Genomic DNA, 4394 nt, shown 5'->3' with positions numbered 1-4394 from the left:
GCCGGCAACAGATCGTCATAGCCCCAGCCGGGATTGCCGGCGGCGCGCCAGTCGTCGAAATCCTCGCGCGCGCCGCGGATCCAGACCATGGCGTTGATCGAGCTCGAGCCGCCGAGCAGCTTGCCGCGCGGCCAGTGATCGACATTGCCGCCGAGGCCGGGATCGGGCTCGGTCTTGTAGTTCCAGTTGACGGTGGGATCGAAGAAGGTCTTGCCGTAGCCGAGCGGCATCTGCACGTAAAAGCGCCGGTCGCTGCCGCCGGCTTCCAGCACCAGAACCGAGAAGCGGCCCGAGGCCGACAGTTTGTCGGCCAGGACGGAGCCGGCCGAGCCGGAGCCGACAATGATGAAATCGTAGGTCTGCATGGTGGACGTCGGTGGCTCCTGAATGTGGCACCAGCCTAGGCGCGGCTGGTCCGCCAAGTCGCCGGGCCTTCCGGCATCGGTTGTGAAAAAAGCGACTGGTATATCCAGCCGGGTTGCCGGGAATACCGACAATCACGCTTGATATGCATGGGGTCGACGGACTATGCGAGGGCATCGGCCACTCTGCGCAAGGCAGGAGAACCCATGCGTGTCCTGTCGGATGCTTTCATTCCCGAACTGCCGGGCTATTACAAAGGCAAGGTCCGCGAGAATTACGACCTTGCCGACGGCAGGCGCATCATCATCGCCACCGACCGTCTCAGCGCCTTCGACATCATCCTGACCTCGATCCCGTTCAAGGGAGAGATACTGACGCAGACGGCGCGGTACTGGTTCGAGGAAACGGCCGATATCTGTCCGAACCATGTGCTGGAATATCCCGACCCGAACGTCGTCGTCGGCACGAGGCTCGACATCCTGCCGGTCGAGATCGTCGTTCGCGGCTATCTGGCCGGGACCACCAGCACCTCGATCCTGACCCGCTACCGGCGCGGCGAACGGGAGATGTACGGGATGCGCCTGCCGGACGGCCTGCGCGACAATGAGAAGCTGGCCGAGCCGGTCATCACGCCGACCAGCAAGGCCGCGGATGGGGGCCATGACGAGCCGCTGTCCAGGGCCGAGATCATCGAGCAGGGTCTTCTTACGCAGGAGCAGTGGGACACAGCTTCGAGTTACGCCCTGAAACTGTTCGCCCGCGGCCAGGCGCGTGCCGCAGAGCGCGGCCTGATCCTTGCCGACACAAAATACGAATTCGGTACCGACAAGGACGGGACGATCATTCTCGCCGACGAAATCCACACGCCCGACAGCAGCCGCTACTGGATCGCCAGGAGCTACGAACAGGCGCTGGCTGATGGCACGCGACCGGAGAGCTTCGACAAGGATTTCATTCGCTCGTGGGTGACGGCGCGCTGCGATCCCTACAAGGACCCGATCCCGAGGATTCCGGACGAGATCGTCGGACAGGCGTCCAGCGTCTATGCCCAGGCCTACGAGGCGATCACCGGCAAGGCATTCGTGCCAGACCTTTGCGGCGACACCGTTCTCGACCGTATCCGCTCAAATCTAGCGCGCTTCTTCTAGCCGCCAAGCAGGCTTTGCCCCGATGCCCGGTGCGCGTCGGCGGTCCAGTGGCGCGTTGACGCGTCCGCGCCGTGACGCTACGGGATCGCAGGCAATCGATATCGAGGAATTTCTCGCATGGTGCAGTACGCGGATGGACGGCCGATCGGAGACCTGACGCTGCGCACGCTGGCCATGCCTTCGGACGCCAATGCCGCGGGCGACATTTTCGGCGGCTGGGTGATGGCGCAGATGGACCTTGCCTGCGGCATCCGTGCCGCCGAGCGCGCCAGGGGGCGCGTGGTGACGGCGGCGGTCAAGGAAATGTCCTTCGCCAAGCCGATGAAGATCGGCGACACGCTGTGCATCTACACTCATGTCGAACGTGTCGGCCGCACCTCGATGACGCTCAAGGTCGAGGCCTGGGCGCAACGTTATCTCTCCGACCTGATGGAAAAAGTCACGCACGCCGATTTCATCATGGTGGCGCTGGACGGCGAGGGCAAGCCGAAGGCCGTTCCAACCGAAAGCTGATTCGACACCGCCAATCCGGACATTTGTAACATCGCCCGAGCGGAGCGATGCGTTCAGCGACATCCTGCCGTTGCCTCCACGGCCAATTCTGCAGCGCCGGAGGAAGACAATGCGTCAACACCTATTGAACGGCTGGCTGGCGGTGGCTCTCGCCGCGCTCGCCTGCCTGCTCGCCATAACCGCTTATGCCGAAGTCAAACAGGACCTTGGGCGCACCGCCTGTCTGCGTGACACGGCTGGTGTGAAGGAGCGGAGGGCGACGTGCGCGATCTGCAGCCCGACGCCTTGCGGGGCCATGGCCCGAAGAGCCTGACCGGCTGCCTTTGGAATGTGGTCACCGCCACGCGCGTGAGCACACCTGAGCGCCATGGACAAAATTCCCGGATATCTTCGGCGAACCAGGACTTCTCGTTCAGGGAACCATGACTTCGCCTGCAAACGCGAAGCGCCGCTCGGTGCGAAACTCCGGACTCCTTGCCGCGCAAGGACTTCAGGCTTGCATCTCGTCGAATCTGGCGCGCGCCGACTGGACACGTTGGGTGTTCTTGCGGGCCCATTCGCCGAGCGCGCCGACCGGGACCAGCAACTCGTGGCCAAGCTCGGTCAGCTCGTAGTCGACGCGTGGCGGTATGGTCGCAAACACCTTGCGAGTGACGAAGCCGTCGCGCTCCAGGCCGCGCAAGGTGGTGGTCAGCATCTTCTGCGAGATGCCTCCGACGGCCGCGCGCAACTCGTTGAAACGCAGCGGTCCGCCGCCAAGCTTGCCGACCACGAGCACGGTCCATTTGTCGCCGACGCGCTGCAGGATCTCCGACACTGCCCGGCAGTCCTCGGTGTTATGCGGGTGCCTCAGTAACAAAAACGTGCCTCCTTGCGCGCCGGTTTCTCAGTATCACATATAGCGCCGGTATCCAAACGATACCAAAAATTCCCGCAAGGAGAGCCCCTTATGTCCAAGCCCAAAATCGCCATTGTCATCGGTTCGACGCGCGCCGCCCGCTTCGCCGACGTGCCGACGCAGTGGATCGCCAAGATCGCCAAGGCACATGCCGATATCGATGTCGAAATCGTCGACCTGCGCGACTTTCCGCTGCCCTTCTTCGATGAGGTCGCGTCTTCCGCCTGGGCGCCGTCGCAGAACGAAGTCGCTCAGCGCTGGCAGAAGAAGGTCGCCGGATTCGACGGCTTCATCTTCACCGCCGCCGAGTACAATCACGGCCCGACTGCCGTGCTGAAGAACGCCATCGACTACGCCGCCAACGAGTGGAACAAGAAGCCGGCCGGTTTTGTCGGCTATGGCAGTGTCGGTGGCTCGCGCGCTGTCGAACAGCTTCGTCTCCACGCCGTAGAATTGCAGATGGCGCCGGTCAAGTCCGCCGTCCATATCGCCTGGGGCGATTTCCTTGCCGTCCGCCAGGGCGAGAAGAAGCTCGAAGACCTCGAGCACCTGAATCAGGCCGCCGCCGCGCTGGTCAACGACGTCGCCTGGTGGGCCAAGGTGCTGAAGGCCGCTCGTGCCGCCGATGCTATCGCCGGGGAAGCCCAGGCGGCCTGATCCGCCGGATCGGATTGTCCTCCCAAGGCTACGGGTGCTTGCGCCGCCCTTTTTTCGTTGGGATTCTTGCAAAGAAGTTGCGGCTGGGCCTGAAACGCCGCGCCGCACCAAACGAACCGCGTGGCGTTGCGGCGGACGCTAGGAAGTGAACTGTCACCGGACGTGCTGAGGGCCAACCTGCCCGAGCGGCCCCAACTGGCGGCGAACGGACAGCTAAAGGTCGCGATCGGCTGCCGCCGTGGCGCGGGCGAGCAGCAGGGCGCGTTCCCTATCGTTGCCGGTCAATTTGGCGGCGTGGCGGAACGCGGCGCTGGCTTCCGCCTGATGGCCGAGCTTCTGCAGGAGATCCCCGCGCACCGTGGGCAGGAGATGCGAGTCTTTCAGGCGTGGCTCGTCCTTCAGCGCCTCGACGATGGCAAGGCCTTGTGCCGGGCCGAACGCCATGCCGACCGCCACGGCGCGATTGATTTCGACGATGGGGGAGGGGGCCGTGAGCGCAAGCGCCTGATAGTAGGCCGATATCGCGATCCAGTCGGTGTCGGCGGCAGTCACCGCGCGGGCATGGCAGGCCGCGATCATCGCCTGCAGCAGATAGGGTCCAGGCGCTGATGTCAGGGCCATGGCGCGGTTCAGGCCGTCGAGGGCGCGCCGGATGAGCGACCAATCCCATCGGCCGCGATCCTGCTCGAGCAGCAGGATCGGGTCGCCCGCCCCGCCGGTGCGGGCCGCGAAGCGGGAAGCGTTGAACTCCATCAGCGATACCAGCCCCTGCACCTCGGGCTGATCCGGCATCAGTGCCGCCAGCGAGCGGCCGA

The 4394-nt window shown here is 64.4% G+C and carries 6 protein-coding genes; 3 read left to right on the top strand and 3 right to left on the bottom strand.

Annotation, left to right across the window (positions count from 1 at the left end; genetic code table 11):
* The coding region (locus tag O7A61_RS31160) for a GMC family oxidoreductase N-terminal domain-containing protein (protein WP_337133019.1) at positions 1 to 365 on the bottom strand (365 nt) is incomplete at its 3' end.
* 204 nt (positions 366 to 569) lie between these two features.
* Between O7A61_RS31160 and O7A61_RS31155 the strand changes: the two genes are divergently transcribed.
* Positions 570 to 1511, top strand: coding sequence for a phosphoribosylaminoimidazolesuccinocarboxamide synthase (locus O7A61_RS31155; RefSeq protein ID WP_337133018.1), 942 nt, complete (start codon positions 570 to 572; stop codon positions 1509 to 1511).
* A 117-nt stretch (positions 1512 to 1628) separates the two neighbouring features.
* Positions 1629 to 2024: an acyl-CoA thioesterase gene (locus O7A61_RS31150; protein WP_337133017.1), complete on the top strand. Its 396-nt coding sequence runs from the start codon at positions 1629 to 1631 to the stop codon at positions 2022 to 2024.
* Positions 2025 to 2514: 490 nt separating this feature from the next.
* On the opposite strand, the gene O7A61_RS31145 is transcribed toward O7A61_RS31150, so the two are convergent.
* Entirely contained in the window at positions 2515 to 2883 is a 369-nt protein-coding gene (locus O7A61_RS31145) for a winged helix-turn-helix transcriptional regulator (RefSeq protein ID WP_224570514.1), read from the bottom strand.
* Between the two features lie 90 nt (positions 2884 to 2973).
* Between O7A61_RS31145 and O7A61_RS31140 the strand changes: the two genes are divergently transcribed.
* Positions 2974 to 3579: an NADPH-dependent FMN reductase gene (locus O7A61_RS31140; RefSeq protein WP_140712396.1), complete on the top strand. Its 606-nt coding sequence runs from the start codon at positions 2974 to 2976 to the stop codon at positions 3577 to 3579.
* Between the two features lie 213 nt (positions 3580 to 3792).
* Here O7A61_RS31140 and O7A61_RS31135 read toward each other — a convergent pair.
* Positions 3793 to 4394 (bottom strand): RNA polymerase sigma factor (locus tag O7A61_RS31135; RefSeq protein ID WP_337133015.1); only part of this gene is annotated, 602 nt, incomplete at its 5' end.

Source organism: Mesorhizobium sp. Cs1321R2N1 (assembly GCF_037179725.1).
Classification (GTDB): Bacteria; Pseudomonadota; Alphaproteobacteria; order Rhizobiales; family Rhizobiaceae; genus Mesorhizobium; species Mesorhizobium salmacidum.
This window is presented reverse-complemented; position numbering and strand designations above follow the sequence as displayed.

Excerpts from the sequence above, each read along its gene's own strand:
- O7A61_RS31155 (WP_337133018.1), top strand. The coding sequence starts at position 570 with ATGCGTGTCCTGTCGGATGCTTTCATTCCCGAACTGCCGGGCTATTAC.
- O7A61_RS31150 (WP_337133017.1), top strand. The coding sequence starts at position 1,629 with ATGGTGCAGTACGCGGATGGACGGCCGATCGGAGACCTGACGCTGCGC.
- O7A61_RS31140 (WP_140712396.1), top strand. The coding sequence starts at position 2,974 with ATGTCCAAGCCCAAAATCGCCATTGTCATCGGTTCGACGCGCGCCGCC.